The sequence below is a fragment of the Pseudomonas sp. Z2-11 genome (assembly GCF_054161305.1).
The window spans coordinates 5131191-5148644 of record NZ_CP096395.1; the positions used below are offsets into that span (position 1 = coordinate 5131191).

The 17454-nt window shown below is 62.1% G+C and carries 19 protein-coding genes, 1 pseudogene and 1 riboswitch; of the genes and pseudogenes, 10 read left to right on the top strand and 10 right to left on the bottom strand.

Annotated features, from left to right (window positions below; genetic code table 11):
• Positions 1 to 5: 5 nt before the first annotated feature.
• A riboswitch (yybP-ykoY riboswitch) is annotated at positions 6 to 128 on the top strand.
• A gap of 90 nt (positions 129 to 218) precedes the next feature.
• The gene (locus M1E16_RS22780) at positions 219 to 803 is read left to right on the top strand and encodes a TMEM165/GDT1 family protein (protein WP_305498893.1); all 585 of its coding nucleotides are present in this window, start codon (positions 219 to 221) and stop codon (positions 801 to 803) included.
• Positions 804 to 929: 126 nt separating this feature from the next.
• Here M1E16_RS22780 and M1E16_RS22785 read toward each other — a convergent pair whose 3' ends face one another.
• Complete coding sequence (locus tag M1E16_RS22785) at positions 930 to 1745, bottom strand: M48 family metallopeptidase (RefSeq protein WP_434628390.1); 816 nt, start codon at positions 1743 to 1745, stop codon at positions 930 to 932.
• Between the two features lie 1393 nt (positions 1746 to 3138).
• On the opposite strand from M1E16_RS22785, the pseudogene M1E16_RS22790 reads away from it, so the two are divergent.
• Positions 3139 to 3195, top strand: a pseudogene (locus M1E16_RS22790) (hypothetical protein); the annotation flags it as partial.
• A 201-nt stretch (positions 3196 to 3396) separates the two neighbouring features.
• Complete coding sequence (locus M1E16_RS22795; RefSeq protein ID WP_434700674.1) at positions 3397 to 4101, top strand: methyl-accepting chemotaxis protein; 705 nt, start codon at positions 3397 to 3399, stop codon at positions 4099 to 4101.
• 175 nt (positions 4102 to 4276) lie between these two features.
• Here M1E16_RS22795 and M1E16_RS22800 read toward each other — a convergent pair whose 3' ends face one another.
• Genes M1E16_RS22800 through M1E16_RS22810 form a run of 3 tightly spaced genes read right to left on the bottom strand, consistent with a single transcriptional unit; the run spans position 4277 to position 5390 of the window.
• A complete protein-coding gene (locus M1E16_RS22800; RefSeq protein WP_305498889.1) occupies positions 4277 to 4900 on the bottom strand; it encodes an SOS response-associated peptidase in 624 nt (207 codons plus the stop codon).
• A gap of 36 nt (positions 4901 to 4936) precedes the next feature.
• Positions 4937 to 5197: a putative signal transducing protein gene (locus tag M1E16_RS22805; protein ID WP_305498888.1), complete on the bottom strand. Its 261-nt coding sequence runs from the start codon at positions 5195 to 5197 to the stop codon at positions 4937 to 4939.
• A 10-nt stretch (positions 5198 to 5207) separates the two neighbouring features.
• Entirely contained in the window at positions 5208 to 5390 is a 183-nt protein-coding gene (locus M1E16_RS22810; RefSeq protein WP_434558602.1) for a CPXCG motif-containing cysteine-rich protein, read from the bottom strand.
• Between the two features lie 139 nt (positions 5391 to 5529).
• Here M1E16_RS22810 and M1E16_RS22815 point away from each other — a divergent pair, with 139 nt between their 5' ends.
• Positions 5530 to 6696, top strand: coding sequence for a 1-acyl-sn-glycerol-3-phosphate acyltransferase (locus tag M1E16_RS22815; protein WP_458128445.1), 1167 nt, complete (start codon positions 5530 to 5532; stop codon positions 6694 to 6696).
• A gap of 141 nt (positions 6697 to 6837) precedes the next feature.
• Here M1E16_RS22815 and M1E16_RS22820 read toward each other — a convergent pair whose 3' ends face one another.
• Positions 6838 to 7119 (bottom strand): hypothetical protein, encoded by a 282-nt coding sequence (locus M1E16_RS22820; protein ID WP_434571881.1) that lies wholly within the window; start codon positions 7117 to 7119, stop codon positions 6838 to 6840.
• Between the two features lie 376 nt (positions 7120 to 7495).
• Here M1E16_RS22820 and M1E16_RS22825 point away from each other — a divergent pair, with 376 nt between their 5' ends.
• A complete protein-coding gene (locus M1E16_RS22825; protein ID WP_047229420.1) occupies positions 7496 to 7702 on the top strand; it encodes a hypothetical protein in 207 nt (68 codons plus the stop codon).
• A gap of 156 nt (positions 7703 to 7858) precedes the next feature.
• Here M1E16_RS22825 and M1E16_RS22830 read toward each other — a convergent pair whose 3' ends face one another.
• Positions 7859 to 8443 (bottom strand): YajG family lipoprotein, encoded by a 585-nt coding sequence (locus tag M1E16_RS22830; RefSeq protein WP_305498883.1) that lies wholly within the window; start codon positions 8441 to 8443, stop codon positions 7859 to 7861.
• Between the two features lie 206 nt (positions 8444 to 8649).
• Here M1E16_RS22830 and M1E16_RS22835 point away from each other — a divergent pair, with 206 nt between their 5' ends.
• Both M1E16_RS22835 and mqo read left to right on the top strand, forming a co-directional pair.
• Positions 8650 to 8883: a hypothetical protein gene (locus M1E16_RS22835; protein ID WP_305498881.1), complete on the top strand. Its 234-nt coding sequence runs from the start codon at positions 8650 to 8652 to the stop codon at positions 8881 to 8883.
• 733 nt (positions 8884 to 9616) lie between these two features.
• Positions 9617 to 11125, top strand: coding sequence for a malate dehydrogenase (quinone) (gene mqo / locus M1E16_RS22840; protein ID WP_458128446.1), 1509 nt, complete (start codon positions 9617 to 9619; stop codon positions 11123 to 11125).
• A 111-nt stretch (positions 11126 to 11236) separates the two neighbouring features.
• Here the strand turns inward: mqo and M1E16_RS22845 are convergent, their stop codons facing one another.
• Both M1E16_RS22845 and M1E16_RS22850 read right to left on the bottom strand, forming a co-directional pair.
• On the bottom strand, positions 11237 to 11524 hold the full coding sequence (locus M1E16_RS22845) for a PA4642 family protein (protein ID WP_434628377.1): 288 nt from the start codon (positions 11522 to 11524) through the stop codon (positions 11237 to 11239).
• A 61-nt stretch (positions 11525 to 11585) separates the two neighbouring features.
• Positions 11586 to 12071, bottom strand: coding sequence for a hypothetical protein (locus M1E16_RS22850; RefSeq protein WP_434696813.1), 486 nt, complete (start codon positions 12069 to 12071; stop codon positions 11586 to 11588).
• A gap of 293 nt (positions 12072 to 12364) precedes the next feature.
• Between M1E16_RS22850 and dauA the strand changes: the two genes are divergently transcribed.
• On the top strand, positions 12365 to 14104 hold the full coding sequence (gene dauA, locus M1E16_RS22855; RefSeq protein WP_458128447.1) for a C4-dicarboxylic acid transporter DauA: 1740 nt from the start codon (positions 12365 to 12367) through the stop codon (positions 14102 to 14104).
• A 136-nt stretch (positions 14105 to 14240) separates the two neighbouring features.
• On the opposite strand, the gene M1E16_RS22860 is transcribed toward dauA, so the two are convergent.
• Entirely contained in the window at positions 14241 to 14714 is a 474-nt protein-coding gene (locus M1E16_RS22860) for a WbuC family cupin fold metalloprotein (protein WP_434696810.1), read from the bottom strand.
• 4 nt (positions 14715 to 14718) lie between these two features.
• Positions 14719 to 15276, bottom strand: a complete 558-nt coding sequence (locus tag M1E16_RS22865) for a hypoxanthine-guanine phosphoribosyltransferase (RefSeq protein WP_458128448.1) — start codon at positions 15274 to 15276, stop codon at positions 14719 to 14721.
• A 163-nt stretch (positions 15277 to 15439) separates the two neighbouring features.
• Between M1E16_RS22865 and upp the strand changes: the two genes are divergently transcribed.
• Positions 15440 to 16078 (top strand): uracil phosphoribosyltransferase, encoded by a 639-nt coding sequence (upp, locus tag M1E16_RS22870; protein WP_434571869.1) that lies wholly within the window; start codon positions 15440 to 15442, stop codon positions 16076 to 16078.
• A 2-nt stretch (positions 16079 to 16080) separates the two neighbouring features.
• Entirely contained in the window at positions 16081 to 17355 is a 1275-nt protein-coding gene (locus tag M1E16_RS22875) for a uracil-xanthine permease family protein (protein ID WP_458128449.1), read from the top strand.
• Positions 17356 to 17454: the final 99 nt, after the last annotated feature.

The following is a 17454-nucleotide window of genomic DNA, read 5'->3' on the forward strand; positions in this document are numbered from 1 at the left end:
AGAATCCGCTCCGTCCTAGGGGAGTAGTCTCCCGCGAGCGCCATGCTCGCCCGGCATACGTCAACATACTTGGTCAGCAGACCATGGCGTATGCGGCCCAAGCGTCCACGCAGATGGTCGCTGGGTTTGACAAGACCTATGACACGCACACCTTACCCGGGGCGGGAAGGCTGTACGTGTCATAGCCGTGTCGACCCGCCCCTCTTAGGAATCACCTGATGCTGGACTCTTTCCTGGTACCCACCGCCATCGTTGCGCTGGCCGAAATCGGCGACAAGACGCAATTGCTCGCGCTCATCCTCGCCGCACGCTTTCGCAAACCCTGGCCGATCATTGCCGGCATTGTCGCCGCAACCCTGGCCAACCATGCGGCGGCCGGCGCGGTAGGTGCCTGGGTCAGCGGGTTCTTCTCCGACTCGGTGTTGCACTGGATCCTCGCGGCGAGCTTTGCCGCCACCGCGCTGTGGACCCTGGTGCCGGACAAGCTGGACGACGAGGAAGCCAATACGGCTCGCAGGTTCGGACCTTTCCTGACCACGCTGATCGCGTTTTTCCTGGCGGAAATCGGTGACAAGACCCAGATCGCCACGGTGATGCTTGCCGCGCAGTACCCGGAGTTGTGGCTGGTGATCATCGGCACCACCGTGGGTATGTTGATCGCTAACGTGCCGGTGGTACTGGCGGGCAATTTCGCCGCCGAGAAACTGCCGCTCGCCCTCATCCGCCGCCTGGCCGCCTCGGCGTTTTTCATCCTGGCGATCGTCGCGGTGTACAAGGCAATGCAGAGTAGTGGGTGGGTTTGATGCTGTTGTGGCGAGGGAGCTTGCTCCCGCTCGGTTGCGCAGCGACCGCAATATTTTGGGGCCGCTTCGCAGCCCAGCGGGAGCAAGCTCCCTCGCCACAAAAACAGTTTCACCGCATGACGATGATTACTTCCTGGCCTGCTGGTAAAGCGGCATCACTTTCGGAATCGCCGCCTGCAACGAGGCGATCCGGCTGGTCGACGAGGGGTGGGTGCTCATGAATTCCGGTGGTGCCCCTTCCGAAGCCTTGGCCATCTTGTTCCACAGGGTGATCGCCGCGTTCGGGTCGTAGCCGGCCCGGGCGGCCAGCTCGAGGCCGATCAGGTCGGCTTCGTTCTCGTTGCCACGGCTGTTAGGCAAGGTCATGCCGTAGTTGGCCACGGTGTCGGCCAGCGCCAGGCTGTCCTGACCCAGGCCGAATATGGCACCGGCGCCCTGCTTGGCCATTTCGATGCCATAGGCCTTCGACATCGCCTCACGGCCGTGCTCGCGCAAGGCGTGGGCGATTTCATGGCCCATGATCGCGGCGATCTCAGCGTCGGTCAGCTTCAACTGATCGATCAGGCCGCTATAGAACATGATCTTGCCGCCAGGACCGCAGTTGGCGTTGAGCTCATCACTCTTGATCAGGTTCACCTCCCAGTTCCATTGCGCCGAGTCCGGGCGGAACACAGGCGCCTGGGCAATCAGACGGTCGGCAATGACCTGCAAGCGCTTGGCATCGCTGCTGGTCTTGTCCAGGGCGCCTTGGGAGCTCGCCTCACCCAACGTCTTCTGATAGGACTGCGCATACATCTGGTTGACCTCAGCGGTCGACAGCATGCTGAACATGTACTGCTTGCGTTCCACCCCCACGGCTCCGCCGCTGGTGGTATTGACCGATTGGCAACCGGCGAGCAGCAGAGCCGCGCCCAGAGCGCTCACCATCAAAGTCTTGTTCATACAAAAGAAGCTCCATGGAATCGTGGGCGTATCCTAGGCCCTGATTGGTATCGGCGCCAGATACGAAGCGAGGGATTACCGATTTTCGGACAAGTCCCCCTTGGCCCGATTGCGACACCGGTCTAGCCAAAACAGTCATCCGACGAACAGTGCCTCATGCCATGCCCCGGAAACGCCGATAAAAAGTCCAGACGTCACTTCCGCGTCCGGAGCCTTTATGAAATTCAGATCGATCCAGTTTTCCGTTGCCGCCCTGGCTGGTGCCATCGTGCTCAGCGTGGTCGGCGCCCTGGTGCTGTACGCATTGTTCGCCGGCGCCCGCACCCAGGACATGGTGCAACAGCGGACCAAGGCGCAGTTCGAACAACTCATCGAACAACGCCTCAGTGCGCTGGCCCGCACCCAGGCCAGCCTGATCCAGCGCGAACTCGAAGCGCCGCTGCTGCTCGCTCGTGGGCTGGCCACCAGCAACGCCTTGATGGGCATGAACGGAACGGACGGCAACCCGCAACTGAACATCCCGCGCGAGCAGATGATCAGCCTGCTGCGTGAAACCGTGGTGCGCAACCCGAAGATTCTCGGTGCCTACATCGCCTGGGAACCGAACGCCATCGACCACGACGACGCCCGCTATGTAGACAGCCAGGTGCTGGGCATGGAAACCAACGGGCGCTTCCTGCCGTGGTGGTTTCGCAATCAGGACGGCACCCTGGGCCTGGAAAAACTCGCCGACGTGACGGACCAGAAACTGCTGTCCACCGGCATTCGGGCCAGTGAATATTACCTGTGCTCCCAGGACAGCAAAAAAGCCTGCGTGATCGATCCCGCGCCGTATCGCGTCGGCGACACCATGACCATGCTCGCCTCGTTCATCGAGCCGATCCTGATCGATGGCAAGTTCCAGGGCATCGTCGGCGCCGACCTGTCGGTGAATTTCATCCAGGACATGCTCGTCGCCGCCGACGCCAAGCTGTACGACGGCGCCGGGGAAATGGCCCTGCTCGCCAGCAACAACCGGCTGGTGGCCTTCACCAAGGACCCAGGCAAGCTCGGCGAGAAAGCCAGCGACCTGCTGGACGCCAACGAACTGGATAACCTGACCCGGCTCGGCATTGGTGAAGTGCGTTACGACATCGATGAAGAACACGGCCACATCGAGGTGTACATGCCTTTCGGTATCGGCCAGGCCGAGGCGCGCTGGACGTTGATGTTGCAATTGCCGCTGAATGCCGTGATGGCGGATCTGCAAGCCTTGCAGAAAGACCTCGATGACCAGCGCGAAACCGACATCTTCGGCATGGCCATGGTCGGCCTGGCGATTGCCGCGATCGGCCTGCTGGTGATCTGGCTGGTGGGCCACGGTATCGCCCGGCCGCTCAAGCAAATGGTGGCGATGCTCGACGACATTGCCCAGGGCGAAGGCGACCTGACCCGCCGGCTGACCAGCGACCGCGCCGATGAGTTGGGGGCCATCGCCAAGGGCTTCAACACGTTCCTGAGCAAATTGCAGGGGATGATTACCCAGGTAGTGACCTCGGTGCAGAGCGTCAGCGATTCGTCGGAGCACACCGCCGACATCGCGATCCGCACCAACCAGGGCGTACACAAGCAGATGTCGGAAATCGATCAGGTTGCCACCGCCGTGCACGAGATGACCGCCACCGCCCAGGACGTGGCGCGGAATGCGAGCCAGGCAGCCCAAGCCGCCAGCCACGCCGACCAGGCCGCCAGCCAGGGCATGCAGATTGTCCGCGACACCTCCACGTCCATCGGTGCCTTGGCGGTGGAGATCGGCAAGGCCGTGGGCGTGGTGCAGACGTTGGCCAAGGACAGCGAAAACATCAACGCGATTCTCACCGCCATCCGCGGGATCGCCGAGCAGACCAACCTGCTGGCGCTCAACGCGGCCATCGAGGCTGCACGGGCCGGTGAGCAGGGTCGGGGTTTTGCCGTGGTCGCCGATGAAGTGCGCAACCTGGCGCAGAAGACCCAGCAGGCCACCGAAGAAATCCAGTCGATGATCCAGCAGCTGCAGCAGGGTACGCGGGACGTGGTACGGGTAATGGAAGACAGCCGGCAGCGTACCGATGAAAGTGTGCAACACGCGGCAAAAGCGGCTCAGGCCCTGGAGACGATTACCCAGGCCGTGTCGGTGATCAGCGACATGAACACCCAGATCGCCAGCGCTGCCGAGGAACAAAGCGCGGTGGCCGATGACATCAACCGTAACGTGATCAACATCGGCCAGGTGGCAAACGAAGTGGCAAGCGGCGCCGACGAGTCCAGCGCGGCCAGTGCCGGGCTGACCAGGCTGGCAGAGCAGCAGCGGCGGTTGATCAATCAGTTCAGGGTTTGAGCCGAACCCTGTGGGAGCGAGCTTGCTCGCGAAGGCGTCGTGTCAGGCAACTTCACTTTGCCTGATGTACCGCATTCGCGAGCAGGCTCGCTCCCACAGGAGGATTGCGGGTTGCCACATTTTTTTTGTGGGAGCGAGCCTGCTCGCGAAGAGGCCAATGCTGTCGCCAAAGAACTCAGGCCGGGGTCAGACATTCCGGCCCATTGAGTTTCGGGTCGTTGACCATGTTCGCCAGCACCCGCTCGCGCAGCTGCCCTGGCTCGCTCGCCAGCAACCCTTGCAAGGCATGCAAGGGTGTCTCGGGGTCGAGCCACAGGCGCTGGCCCTCTTCATCCAGAATCAACGGTCGGCGCTGGCCGGCCGCCGGCTGGGTGATGACCGCCGTGCTCAGCCACACCTGTTCCTGCACCGGGTACGCTTCCCAGATCGCCGCAAAGAACAGCGATGAGCCCTCCCCCGGCGTCAGCCAGTACGGGCGCTTGCGCGTGCCGCCGCGCCATTCGTAAAAACCATTGGCGGGCAGCAGGCAACGACGCAAACGCAGGGCTTCGCGGAACATCGGTTGCTCGGCCACGGTTTCGGCGCGGGCGTGCGCCGGGGTGCGGGACAGATCGGTCAGCCACGGCGGCGTCAGGCCCCAACGCGCCCGTGCCAGTTCGCGCTGGCCATCGGCGCCGGCGCGCAGCATCAGGACCGAGTCATTGGGCGAGATATTCCATTGGGCCTTCTGGTCGGCGGGGAAGCCGGGCAAGGCCGCGAAAGCGGGGTTCCAGCGAAACAGGGCATAACGTCCACACATGGGGCAACACGACTCTTGTATCAAACGGCCGCCAGCCTAACAGACCAGCGTACCGGGGTAACTGTCAGGCTCATCGCCCGGCACCGGCATTGCGGCATTGTAGGCGGCGATCAGCTCCCGGGCGTACTGCGCCTGCTCGTCCTCCACCGCCAGCCCCAGCAGGCCGTACATTGGCAGCTCACCCGCGCCGCCCACCAGATCGCGGCCCACCAGGTGCGCCGTGATGCCTTCGCTGGCGAGCATGCCCTGGAGCAATTCGCCTTCCATCAGGTTTTCCAGCTCGTAGATTCGCTGCATGGCCGCCCCATCATTCGTTTTCGCTGAAGACCTCAAGGTGCCATTCGTCTTCGTGGACCTGCAGGACGAAAGTAATCGGTCGGCAACAGACCTGGCAGTCTTCGATGTAGGTCTGGTCGCCGCCGGACAAATCCACGGAAGACTCCACCTCTTCCCCACAATACGGACATTCATAATGAGCAGCTTCCAGCATCGCGGTCTCCCAAGTGACTTGTGCGTATAATCGCCGGTCTATTTGCAGGGCTATTTTTGCCTGGACTATCTTCCAGGTCGTGCCCCGTCGGTTTTTCGATCGAACCTTTACTTACCCTAGCCGTTTCCAACAAGAGAGCATGATGGGCGAATTCGATGCCATCCGACCTTACAACGACAGCGAAGTCCCAGCGGTGCTGGCACGGCTGCTCAGCGACAAGGCGTTTCTAGATATCCTCACCCACTTCCGCTTCCCGCGCCTGGCCGGCGCTTTCGGCTGGATGCTCAAACCTCTTATAGCGCAGAAGTTGCGTCGAGAGTTCGCCGGTGTGACCTCCGTTGCCACGTTGCAGGACAAAGTCGAGTTCTACGTCGACCACACCATCGAGCGTGCCACCGATGGCGTGACCTACACCGGGGTCGAGCAATTCAAGTCCGGCAATGCCTACCTGTTCATCGCCAACCACCGCGACATCGTGATGGACCCGGCCTTCGTCAACTATGCCGTGTACCACGCCGGCCTGCCGACGCCGCGCATCGCGATTGGCGACAACCTGCTGCAAAAGCCCTTCGTCAGCGACCTGATGCGCCTGAACAAGAGCTTCATCGTGCACCGCTCCATCACCGGTCGCCGGGAAAAAATGGCGGCGTACCAGTTGCTGTCGGCCTACATCAACCACTCGATCCGCAACGATTGCGCCTCGATCTGGATCGCCCAGGCCGAGGGCCGGGCGAAGGACGGTGATGACCGGACCGAGTCGGCGATCCTGAAGATGTTCCACATGAGCCGCAAGGACGAGCCGTTCGGCGAGGTCATCCGCTCGTTGAACCTGACGCCGGTGTCGATCAGCTACGAATATGACCCGTGCGACCAGGCCAAGGCCCGCGAGCTGTACATCCGCGCCACCACCGGCACGTACACGAAGGCGCCGGGCGAGGACGACGTCAGCATTGCCAAGGGCATCACCGGTTACAAGGGCCGGGTCCACGTGAACTTTGCCGCGCCGATCACCGAACTGTTCGAGGACACCAAACAACTGGCCATGGAGATGGACCGGCAGATACTCGGCGGCTATCGCCTGTTCCCGGTGCATTACCTGGCCTACGCGCAATGGGCCGATGCCGACCCGCAGTTGCAGGTTCCGTCGGCGGCCGAGGTGTTCGGTGCCGAAGAACTGGCCAAGGCTGAAGAAGAATGGCAGCGCCGGCTGGAAGCCTGCCCGGAGGAACACCGACCGTTCCTGGTGCTGCAATACGCGACGCCGGTGCGTAACCAGTATCGGGTCAGGGCGGGGCTGGCGCTTTGACGCGGAATCTTGTGGCGAGGGAGCTTGCTCCCGCTCGATTGCGCAGCAATCGCAAAACGGATTGTGTTCAGAGGGGGCCGCTATGCACTGGAGCGCCAGCCGGCCCAGCGGGAGCAAGCTCCCTCGCCACAAAAGCAGTGATCAGAACTGCGTACTGATCCACGACATCAGCAGCGCCAACCCCAGGCAAGCGAAGCCGAAACGGTAGAAAAACCGGTTCATACGTTGCGTCGCCAGGTCCAGCAGCGCTTCGAATCGTTCATTGCCTTCGCTGCTGCGCTCCGCAAGACAGGCCCGCGCACGCAGTTCGCGGCGTCGCGTCGCGTGCAGCACCCAGCCACCCGGACAGGCAAACAGCAGCGCGAGCAGGTTGATCAGTTTGGCGGGGTGGGCAGCGAACAGCGAGAACAGTTGCAACGACATCACAAACCTCAAGCGAAAACGGACGCGCTGCGCCCGGAGCCTACGAACAGGGCGCGGATTCTACCGAAAGCCAATCGCCTTGCGCGGCTTTTTCCGACCGGTAACGATCCCAATGCCCGCAATGCGGTTCACTTAAGAAAAATGATGGACCCGTGGCGAGGGAGCTTGCTCCCGCTCGGCTGCGAAGCAGTCGTAAGCCGGCGGGTGCGGTGTGTCTGATGCTCCGCATTTGGCAGGTTTTGGGGCCACTTCGCGGCCCAGCGGGAGCAAGCTCCCTCGCCACAAGACGAAGTGCAAACCTTCTAATTCTTCATGTCACGGTTTCGTCATATGGATAGGCCACCCTGTCGCCCTCCAAAACCGTACGGAATCCGTCATGCTGCACGCCGAAAACCAGGATCGTCTCTACCTGATCAGCCCGAGCGATGAACAACAGAACCTTGTCGGCAGTCTGTCCTTCAATGTGCAGGATCGTCATTGGCTGGTGTACTGCGCCCTCGGCGGCCATCAACATGCGGACCTCCCGGAGACAGACCTGCTGACCGGGATCAGCGTGCTGGAGCTCTATTCCCAGGCTGCGTGAATCACGCCCATAAAAAACCCTGTGGGAGCGACTGTGGGAGCGGGCTTGCTCGCGAATGCATTGCGCCAGTCAACATTTATGCAACTGATCCACCGCCTTCGCGAGCAAGCCCGCTCCCACACAAGCTCGCTCCCACAGGGATATCAGACTTGCTGCTTACTCCGCCAACACCTGACCAATGGTCGGGTCCTTGAACAGACGGGTCAGCGCATCACTCAACACGTCGCTGACCAGCTTGGTGTTGGTGTCCTGGTTGGGCGCCATGCCGAAGCGCTGGTCCAGTGACGCGCCATAACGACCGCTGTAGCGGCGGTTGGCGTTCTGCACGTCGGAACGGAACGTCGCGCCGATGGTGGCTTCGGTCACGTACATGCCTTCCTTGGGCGACTGGTATTTCAGCTCGGCCAGGGTCACGGTCAGTTGCGGGGCGTTCATTGCGTTCTGCGTCGGGGTGAAGCCCAGCAGACGCACGGCTGCTTCAGCCTGGGCCTGCAATTTTGGCAGGACCTGTGCGCCCTGCACCGTGATCACGCTGGTCTCAGGGTACAGACCACCACGCGTGCCGAGGGTTGGCGACGGGCGACCGTCGACGACCCGCACCACCACCGGCTGGCCGCGACCCACCGGCGCCAACTGGGCGTTGAGCTTGGGTTCCGGGTTAAGTTGTTGCGGGCTGTGGGCACAGCCGACAAGGGTCAGACTGGTCACGGCGATCAAACCGAACAACAGGCGTTGCAACATGCTCTTCTCTCCAGAATCGGGCACAAACAGGCCGGCAGTATAGCGGTGCGCCATCGCGGCGAACTAGCGTCGCCGCATGAATACTGAAATGTCAGACAGGGGCCGCGGTGGCCGGTTCCTGTCACCGTGTTGTCATTGTCCTTACACCGGGGTGTCATGCCGGGCTGTCAGGCTGGTCCCAAGTTCCCCGGACACGGTATCCGACCATGCGTTTTCTCATTTCCCTGTTTACCCCGCGCCCGCATCACCGCTGCTTCGCCCTGCTCGACCGCAGCGGTCGTTGCCAGGCATTCAAGCAATGCAGCCTGCAGCCCATGGGCGATGGCTGGGTCGAAATCGAAGAGATCCGTCTCAATTGGCTGCATCAGCCGTTGCCCGCCAGCGCCCTGGTACAAGCGCCCCGCGCTCGTGCACGCAGCCGCCAGTTGTTGGCCGTCTGACCGTAAGGCTAATAAAAGTCATAAAACACGACCATTTCCGCGCGTTTCTTCGCTACAATCTCCCCCCGATTATAAGGACGTCTCCTGATCGGGCCCCGCAACGCCGCTGATGCGCTTGTATTGGCACCCCGCACCGCCCACAGAGAGCCGCCCACACAGATCGAGTGAAGCTGGCGCGCTTGCTGTTTCCCTGGCAATCACTGCTTTTCGCGAATCTGCAGAGCTGTCATTACGCTCGGTCACTGAGCTGTCTGCCCGTTTTGCCTGTCATGTATTACATGAGGGGCATCCAGATCGGGCGCGGTGCCAGGCTGGGACAGCCCTTTTTGAGGTTCACGTCTTCAAAAGAGCGTGAAAAAACGGGTTTTCACAACTTCACAAGAGTGTGGCGAGCAAATGAAGAGTTTTGCGTCTGAACAAGCACCATTGGCGTCTGGAACAGCCCAACGAGACAGGACCGGATATCGCTCAAGAACCGGCGCCTGAAGCCTGTCCGCTACGGATTTGGTTGCACGAACGGATGTCTCGGCCATAAGTCGAATTGCCCGCCCGGCGCTTAAATGAGTTCATGGGACTCTTGAGGCCAGGCTGCATGCATCCGCAGTGTTGCGAAAAATTGCGAAGATTCGGACATGGCGATCCTGGCCATGGATACCTGGGGCGCAACTGACCTGCCCCGCTTCCTGGCCGCTATGCCGACAATTTGGTGCTGCAGATTTTGGAGACGCGTTAAATGGCGCATAACGAAGCAGTCGACGTAGTTCTGGTAGGGGCCGGCATCATGAGTGCCACCCTGGCCGTGCTGCTCAAGGAGCTCGACCCGGCGATTTCGCTGGAAGTCGTCGAGCTGATGGATTCGGGTGCCGCGGAGAGTTCCAATCCCTGGAACAACGCCGGTACCGGCCACGCCGGGCTGTGTGAGCTGAACTACACACCCCAGGCCGCCGATGGCAGTGTCGACATCAAGAAAGCCGTGCACATCAACACCCAGTTCGAGGTGTCGAAGCAGTTCTGGACGTACCTGACCAAAAAAGGCACGTTCGGCTCGTCGAAATCCTTCATCGCCCCGGTGCCGCACCTGAGCTTCGTGCAAGGCGAGAAAGGCGTGGAATTCCTCAGGAAGCGCTTCGAGCTGATGCGCCAGCACCACGCGTTCGCCGACATGGAATACACCGAAGACCGCGACCAGATGGCCGAGTGGATGCCGCTGATGATGCCAGGCCGCCCGGCTGACGAAGTCATCGCCGCGACCCGCGTCATGAACGGTACCGACGTCAACTTCGGCGCCCTGACCAACCAGTTGCTCAAGCACCTGGGCAGCGCGCCGGACACCCAGATCAAGTATTGCAAGCGCGTCACCGGCCTCAAGCGCAAGGGCGATGGCTGGACCGTGAGCATCAAGGACGTCAACTCCGGCAGCACCCGTGAAGTCGACGCCAAATTCGTCTTCCTCGGTGCCGGCGGCGCCGCGTTGCCGCTGCTGCAAGCTTCGGGCATTGAAGAGAGCAAGGGTTTCGGCGGTTTCCCGGTCAGCGGCCAGTGGCTGCGTTGCGACAACCCGGAAGTGGTCAAGCATCACCAGGCCAAGGTCTACAGCCAGGCCGCGGTGGGCTCGCCGCCGATGTCGGTGCCGCACCTCGATACCCGCGTGGTCGATGGCAAAAAATCCCTGCTGTTCGGGCCATACGCTGGCTTCACCACCAAGTTCCTCAAGCACGGCTCGCTGATGGACCTGCCGCTGTCGGTACGCGCCGGAAACATCGGCCCGATGCTGGCCGTTGCCCGGGACAACATGGACCTGACCAGGTACTTGATCAGCGAAGTGATGCAGTCCATGGAGCAGCGCCTGGAATCCCTGCGGCGCTTCTACCCCGAGGCGAAAGCCGAGGATTGGCGCCTGGAAGTGGCTGGCCAGCGCGTGCAGATCATCAAGAAAGACCCGAAGAAGGGCGGCATCCTGCAATTCGGTACCGAACTGGTGGCGGCCAAGGACGGCACTCTCGCCGCCCTGCTCGGCGCTTCACCAGGCGCTTCGGTCACCGTGTCGATCATGCTCGAACTGATCGAGCGCTGCTTCCCGGAAAAAGCCAAGGGAGAGTGGGCCGCCAAGCTCTCGGAAATCTTCCCGGCCCGGGAAAAAGTGCTGGAAACCGATGCGGCGCTGTATCGCAAGGTCAACGCGCAGAACAACATCGCGCTGGAACTGGTTGAAGCAAGCAGCGAAACCCAAAGCTACGCTTGATTCGCCCGGATGAAAAAACGCCCCGTTCTCCATGAGAGCGGGGCGTTTTTTTTGCAGCTTTTCGTGGCGAGGGAGCTTGCTCCCGCTGGCCTGCGCAGCAGGCCTGATCAATCAACCGCGAGCTTTCTTGATCAACTCAATATATTCCTCTGCATTGCGCTGATCATGGATCAACGCAACGAAATCGTTACCCTGTTCGTCCTTGCCATTCAGGTCGTAACCCGCCTCGACGAAAAACCCCAGGAAGCGCTCGAAATCGTCGACACGCAGCCCACGGTAGGCCTTGATCAGTTTGTGCAGCGACGGCGAAGTGGCATCGACGGGCTCGAAATTGAGGAACAGCTTGATCTGTTCGTCGCCAATCTCGTCACCAATCACTTGTTTCTTGTCTTTACGCATTGCCGGCTCCAGCTCGCACAGTTCACGGGGCGGGCAGTTTACCCCCGGCGGGCCTCGGGGCTCAACGCGGGCGTGCGGCGCCAGTGTGCAGGTCGGCCCAGATATGGCCGTTGGCGTAGCTGAGGAACTGCACGTAGACCGTGTCGTTGCGCAACAGATCGATCACCACCCGGTACTGGGCCTGTGGATAAGACAGCGTCAGGGTCTTGCTCGCCTCATCGAATACCGGTTTCTTCAGGCTTTTGCTTTCGCCATCAAAATTGAGGATCACCTGGCTGATGATGGCTCCCTTGTTCAGGGGCTTGCCCTTGAGCCGCACCATCAGCGGCGAAGTGACCGGGATCGGCTGCTGGTTGGATGGGCGCTGGTTGCCCAGCACCACCGAATACTCGGTGACTTGCAGCAACTGCTGCTGTTCGGGCTGTTCCTGACGCGCCACCAGGTCATCGGGGGGCAGGAACTGGCTGTGCATCGGCGCGGCCACCGCCAGCAATGGCAGACCGCAGATCAGCAGCAGAGCGGCACAGCGACGGATCGATACACTCATGACAGGCTCCAGGTGCTTGGCTGGGCACGCTAGCATCCCTTGAAAAAATATGCGACCCGGGTCAATACAGCGGGGCTTGCGGCGCGGCATACTCCGTGAGGCCATCGGTGTCGGCCCGCTGGCATATGCCGTTGTGGCGAGGGAGCTTGCTCCCGCTCGGCGGCGCAGCCGTCGTATCGGCTAACGCGTTCCGTCTGAAAGATTTCAATGGCCCATCTTGGGTCTGCTGCGCAGCCCAGCGGGAGCAAGCTCCCTCGCCACGGGTTTATTGTCCAGTCTATGCGAGGAGCATCATGGCCTTCTCCGCCCCACCCCTGTTCGCCGCCTGGCGCCAAGCCTGGCGTGCCGGTTACACCCTTGAGCGCCTGCGCGGCGACCTGGTAGCCGGGCTTACGGTCGGCATCATCGCCATCCCCCTGGCCATGGCCCTGGCAATCGCCGTTGGCGTGCCGCCACAACACGGTCTTTACACCGTGCTGGTGGCCGCCCCCTTGATTGCCCTGACCGGCGGCTCGCGATTCAACGTGAGCGGGCCGACGGCCGCATTCGTTGTCATCCTGCTGCCCATCACCCAGCAATACGGCCTGGGCGGCCTGCTGCTGTGCACAATGCTTGCCGGCCTGATCCTGATTGCCCTGGGGCTGATGCGCGCCGGGCGCTTGATCCAGTTCATCCCTTATCCGGTGATCCTCGGTTTCACCGCCGGGATCGGCGTGGTGATCGCGACGCTGCAATTGAAGGACCTGTTGGGCCTGAACACTGCGGGCCAGGCCACGCATTACATCGAACAGCTGGGCGAATTGATCGTGGCGCTGCCCGGCGCACGGCTTGGCGACGCCATTATCGGCGGGGCATGCCTGGCCGTATTGATTGTCTGGCCGCGCTGGGTGCCACGCGTCCCGGGCCATCTGGTCGCGCTGCTGATCGGCGCGTTGCTGGGGCTGGCCATCGAGCGCGCCGGGCTGCCGGTCGCAACGCTGGGCGAACGCTTCAGCTACGTCGTCGACGGCATCGTCTACCCCGGCATCCCGCCTTTCCTGCCGCGCTTCGACTGGCCCTGGAACGTGCCGAATGGCCAGGGCGGTGCGTTGATACTTTCCTATGACCTGTTCCGCCAATTACTGGGCCCGGCCTTCGCCATCGCCATGCTCGGCGCCATCGAGTCATTGCTCTGCGCGGTGGTGGCGGATGGCATGACCGGGAGCAGGCACGACCCCAACGCCGAATTGATCGGCCAGGGCCTGGGCAACCTCGTGGCGCCGTTGTTCGGCGGCATCACCGCCACCGCCGCAATTGCCCGCAGCGCGACCAACGTGCGCAGCGGCGCGTCATCGCCCCTGGCGGCGATCATTCACAGCCTGGTGGTGCTGGTGGCGATTGTGTTGCTCGCGCCGCTGTTCAGTTACTTGCCGATGGCGGCACTGGCGGCGTTGCTGGTGATGGTCGCCTGGAACATGAGCGAGGCCGGGCATGTGCTGCATACCCTGCGCATCGCCCCGCGCAGCGATGTGCTGGTGCTGCTGACCTGCCTGGGCCTGACGGTGCTGTTCGACATGGTCCTGGCCGTCGCCGTCGGCCTGTTGCTGGCCGCCGGGCTGTTCATCAAGCGCATGAGCGAACTGACCGACAGCGCTGAACTGCCACGCCATGCCCACCAGGCCTTGCTGGACATGCCCGAGCATGTTCGCTGCTACGCCATTCACGGGCCGCTGTTCTTCGGTGCGACGGAGAAGGCCCTGGATGTATTGCGCCGGTTCGACCCAGGTGTCCGGGTGGTGGTCGTGGACATGAGCGCCGTGCCGATGCTGGACATGACGGCCCTGGCCGCGCTGGAAAATATCCTCAGGGACTATCGAAAGCAGGGCATCGGCCTGATCCTGGTCGCGACCGCACCGAGGGTACGCCTGAAACTGCGCCGCGCCGGGGTCCATCGCGAGCAGCGGCAGTTGGCGTATGTGCAGACGCTGGAACAGGCGCGGAGTAAAAGTGAGCGCTGGCTGGCCGCGAGCGCAGCGCACTCAAGACTGGTTTGATTGTGTGGCGAGGAAGCTTGCTCCCGCTGGGCCGGCTGGCGCTCCAGTGCGCAGCAGGCCATCTTGCGGTTGCTGCGCAACCGAGCGGGAGCAAGCTCCCTCGCCACAAAAGCGTCCTTGCCACAGGGGATGCCGATCAATCGAACTGAGCGCGCATCCATGCCTGGTATTGCGCCACGCCGGGCTCACCTTCGCGGGGCGCCCAGTGAGCCAGCTCACCGTCGCCCACCGGCCGGTACGGGCCGGCCTTGCATTCGAACATCAGGCTGTCGGCTTCAAGCACGACCAGGCCGTGATATACCCCGGCCGGCAGGTCGATGCCGAGGCAGTCACCGCCGGCCTGGAGGATTCGCTTGTCGATCACCGTCCCGGTTTCATCGAAGATCAACACACCGAGCCGGCCCCTGAGCACCAACAGGGTTTCCGCCTTGTCGGCGCTCAAATGGCGATGCGGCGGGATATAGGTAGACGGCTGCAAGCCCACCGCCATGCGATGGCACGGTTCGTCCATCTGGTGAAGGTTGTGGTGTTGCCGTCCACGGGGATTGGCCGCGGCTTTCTCGGCCAGTTCATCGAACAGGGCTTGATCCAGGAACGTCGGCCGATCCATACGGTTACATCCCCTTGACGGCAAAAATACCATTGGCGTTACGCCAGTAGCCTTTGTAGTCCATGCCGTAGCCAAAAACGTAGCGATCGATGCACGGCAGCCCGACGAAGTCGGCCTTCAGGTCGGGACGCGCCTTGCGGTCGTGGTCCTTGTCGATCAGCACGGCGGTATGTACGGCACGGGCGCCAGCGTGTTTGCAGAAGTCGATGATCGCGCCCAAGGTATGACCTTCATCGAGGATATCGTCGATGATCAGCACGTCGCGGTCGATGAACGAGACTTCCGGCTTGGCTTTCCAGAACAGGTCGCCGCCGCTGGTTTCGTTGCGATAGCGGGTAGCGTGCAGGTAGGAAGCTTCCAACGGGAAGTTCAGGCAGGTCAGCAGTTTGCCGGAGAAAATCAGCCCGCCGTTCATCACGCAGAACACCACCGGGTTGCGGTCAGCCAACTGATCGTTGATTTGCGCACCGACACGGGCAATGGCCGCTTCGACTTCAGCTTCGGTGTACAGGCAGTCAGCCTCTCGCATGACTTGACGGATATGCTCGAGATCAGCGGACATGGCGCTCTCCAAGGGTGGCGTTTGCGGAAAAGCGGGCAAAGGTACGCATCCCGCCCGGCCAGATCAAGCGTTTGTGGACTAACGTTCTGTATTGTCTATAGGACAACACCCTCGGATAGATTAATCTAGGCCGGTTTTTTTGCCCGCCGCCGGAGCCTTCCCCATGCCCATCCTCGAGATCCGCCACCCGCTGATCAGACATAAACTCGGCCTGATGCGCCGCGCCGACATCAGCACGAAGAACTTCCGCGAGCTCGCCCAGGAAGTCGGTGCCCTGCTCACCTACGAAGCCACCAAGGACCTGCCGCTGGAGTCCTACGAGATCGCCGGTTGGGCGGGCACGGTGCAGGTGGAAAAAATCGCCGGCAAGAAGATTACCGTGGTGCCGATCCTGCGTGCCGGTATCGGCATGCTCGAAGGCGTCCTGAGCCTGATTCCGGGTGCCAAGGTCAGCGCCGTCGGCGTGGCCCGCAACGAGGAAACCCTGCAGGCCCATACCTACCTGGAAAAACTGGTGCCGGAGATCGACGAGCGCCTGGCGATGATCATCGACCCGATGCTCGCCACCGGCAGCTCCATGGTTGCCACCATCGACCTGCTGAAAAAAGCCGGTTGCCGGGACATCCGCGCCATGGTCCTGGTCGCCGCGCCCGAAGGCATCCAGGCCGTGGAAGATGCCCACCCCGACGTGACCATCTACACCGCCTCCATTGACCAGAAACTCAACGAACACGGCTACATCATCCCGGGCCTGGGCGATGCCGGCGACAAGATCTTCGGCACCAAGCAGAAGGACGCCTGAGCATGCAGGACGAATTCAACGATCCGCTCTGGCGTCAGGTGCTGTCCGGCGCGCAGATGCTGTTCGTCGCCTTCGGCGCGCTGGTGCTGATGCCGCTGATCACCGGCCTGGACCCGAACGTGGCGCTGTTCACCGCGGGCCTGGGGACGATCCTCTTCCAGATCGTTACCGGGCGTCAGGTGCCGGTATTCCTGGCGTCGAGTTTTGCCTTCATCACGCCGATCATTCTTGCCAAAGGCCAGTTCGGCCTGGCGGCGACCATGGGCGGCGTGATGGCGGCCGGTTTCGTCTATACGTTCCTGGGCCTGGCGGTGAAGATCAAGGGCACCGGCTTCATTGACCGGCTGCTGCCACCGGTGGTGATCGGCCCGGTGATCATTTCCATCGGCCTGGCAATGGCGCCAATCGCCGCCAACATGGCGATGGGCAAGGCCGGCGACGGCACCGAGCTGATTCACTATCAGACCGCGATGCTGATCTCGATGCCGGCGTTGCTCACTACCCTGATCGTCGCCGTGTTCGGCAAAGGCATTTTCCGCCTGGTGCCGATCATCTCCGGCGTATTGGTGGGTTTTGCCATGGCCTTTTTCTTCGGCGTCGTCGACACCGCGAAAATCGCCGCCGCCCCCTGGTTCGCCCTGCCGGCCTTCACCGCGCCGGAGTTCAACTGGCAAGCGATCCTGTTCATCGTGCCGGTAGCCCTGGCGCCAGCGATCGAACACATCGGTGGGGTAATTGCCGTGGGTAGCGTGACCGGTCGCGACTACCTGAAAAAACCCGGCCTGCACCGCACCTTGTTCGGTGACGGCATCGCCACCACCACAGCCGGCCTGTTTGGCGGCCCGCCCAACACCACCTATGCCGAAGTGACTGGCGCGGTGATGCTGACCAAGAACTACAACCCGAAGATCATGACCTGGGCTTCGATCTTCGCCATCAGCCTGGCGTTCGTCGGCAAGTTCGGCGCACTGCTGCAAAGCATTCCGGTGCCGGTGATGGGCGGGATCCTGTGCCTGTTGTTCGGTTCGATCGCGGCGGTGGGCATGAACACACTGATCCGCCACAAGATCGACCTGGGCGAAGCACGCAACCTGGTGATCGTTTCGGTGACGCTGGTGTTCGGCATCGGCGGCGTACTGGTCGGCACCGGTACCGGCCCGGACGACTTCGGCCTCAAGGGCATCGCGCTGTGCGCCGTGGTGGCGATCGCGTTGAACCTGATGTTGCCGGGCAACGATGGCTGGAAGCAGAAGAAGGCGGATGAGCCGCTGATCTGAGTTTTGTGTCGTCAGTCAGAAAGCTATCGCGAGCAAGCTCGCTCCCACAAGGGGATCTGTTGTGAACACAAATTTTGTGACCACTCGAGATCCACTGTG

Bases quoted from the DNA above. Each gene is read 5' to 3' on its own strand.
- M1E16_RS22780 (WP_305498893.1), top strand. From the start codon at position 219: ATGCTGGACTCTTTCCTGGTACCCACCGCCATCGTTGCGCTGGCCGAA.
- M1E16_RS22785 (WP_434628390.1), bottom strand. From the start codon at position 1,745: ATGAACAAGACTTTGATGGTGAGCGCTCTGGGCGCGGCTCTGCTGCTC.
- M1E16_RS22795 (WP_434700674.1), top strand. From the start codon at position 3,397: ATGACCGCCACCGCCCAGGACGTGGCGCGGAATGCGAGCCAGGCAGCC.
- M1E16_RS22800 (WP_305498889.1), bottom strand. From the start codon at position 4,900: ATGTGTGGACGTTATGCCCTGTTTCGCTGGAACCCCGCTTTCGCGGCC.
- M1E16_RS22805 (WP_305498888.1), bottom strand. From the start codon at position 5,197: ATGCAGCGAATCTACGAGCTGGAAAACCTGATGGAAGGCGAATTGCTC.
- M1E16_RS22810 (WP_434558602.1), bottom strand. From the start codon at position 5,390: ATGCTGGAAGCTGCTCATTATGAATGTCCGTATTGTGGGGAAGAGGTG.
- M1E16_RS22815 (WP_458128445.1), top strand. From the start codon at position 5,530: ATGATGGGCGAATTCGATGCCATCCGACCTTACAACGACAGCGAAGTC.
- M1E16_RS22820 (WP_434571881.1), bottom strand. From the start codon at position 7,119: ATGTCGTTGCAACTGTTCTCGCTGTTCGCTGCCCACCCCGCCAAACTG.
- M1E16_RS22825 (WP_047229420.1), top strand. From the start codon at position 7,496: ATGCTGCACGCCGAAAACCAGGATCGTCTCTACCTGATCAGCCCGAGC.
- M1E16_RS22830 (WP_305498883.1), bottom strand. From the start codon at position 8,443: ATGTTGCAACGCCTGTTGTTCGGTTTGATCGCCGTGACCAGTCTGACC.
- M1E16_RS22835 (WP_305498881.1), top strand. From the start codon at position 8,650: ATGCGTTTTCTCATTTCCCTGTTTACCCCGCGCCCGCATCACCGCTGC.
- mqo (WP_458128446.1), top strand. From the start codon at position 9,617: ATGGCGCATAACGAAGCAGTCGACGTAGTTCTGGTAGGGGCCGGCATC.
- M1E16_RS22845 (WP_434628377.1), bottom strand. From the start codon at position 11,524: ATGCGTAAAGACAAGAAACAAGTGATTGGTGACGAGATTGGCGACGAA.
- M1E16_RS22850 (WP_434696813.1), bottom strand. From the start codon at position 12,071: ATGAGTGTATCGATCCGTCGCTGTGCCGCTCTGCTGCTGATCTGCGGT.
- dauA (WP_458128447.1), top strand. From the start codon at position 12,365: ATGGCCTTCTCCGCCCCACCCCTGTTCGCCGCCTGGCGCCAAGCCTGG.
- M1E16_RS22860 (WP_434696810.1), bottom strand. From the start codon at position 14,714: ATGGATCGGCCGACGTTCCTGGATCAAGCCCTGTTCGATGAACTGGCC.
- M1E16_RS22865 (WP_458128448.1), bottom strand. From the start codon at position 15,276: ATGTCCGCTGATCTCGAGCATATCCGTCAAGTCATGCGAGAGGCTGAC.
- upp (WP_434571869.1), top strand. From the start codon at position 15,440: ATGCCCATCCTCGAGATCCGCCACCCGCTGATCAGACATAAACTCGGC.
- M1E16_RS22875 (WP_458128449.1), top strand. From the start codon at position 16,081: ATGCAGGACGAATTCAACGATCCGCTCTGGCGTCAGGTGCTGTCCGGC.